We start from the raw sequence: 420 nt of genomic DNA, 5'->3' as shown, positions 1-420 counted from the left end.
GAAGCTACGGGCAACATCCGGTGAAGTAGCCGTTAGGGATAGCCAGAAATTGATAGAAAACGCCTTAGAACTGACTAACTTAGGGAAAGATAGTCGCAACCATCAAGAGAACTTCGAGTCAGATACACAGCTGTTATTGAAGTTTCTAGAAGAAGAATTAGACAAGCGTAAGCTAAGATTCGATGTCTTAAAATAGCCCACTTTCGCAATGTAAAAGTAGCCTATGGGTCAGCAAGTTCACGTTAGAAACAACGCTATACCGACCCAAAACATCTATTAAAATGTATGCTGATGGTCAAACTGTATCAAAGCTTATTTATTGACTTTGTGCGGCTTTGACCAATGTTGCTAAGATAAAAACGCCGAATAGCACATGCAGATTAAACGCCCATGCGATCATCGCAATGATAAACGCTACTA

Annotated in this window: 1 protein-coding gene; it reads left to right on the top strand. The window is 40.5% G+C overall.

The annotated features are described in order from the left end of the window. The coding region (locus tag AB4585_RS24195) for a hypothetical protein (protein ID WP_372171298.1) at positions 1–196 on the top strand (196 nt) is incomplete at its 5' end. Positions 197–420: the final 224 nt, after the last annotated feature.

The sequence above is a fragment of the Vibrio sp. 10N.222.49.C9 genome (assembly GCF_041474985.1).
In the GTDB taxonomy this organism is placed as follows: domain Bacteria; phylum Pseudomonadota; class Gammaproteobacteria; order Enterobacterales; family Vibrionaceae; genus Vibrio; species Vibrio crassostreae_C.
Note: the sequence above shows the minus strand (reverse complement) of the source record. Positions and strands in the feature narration are given on the sequence as shown.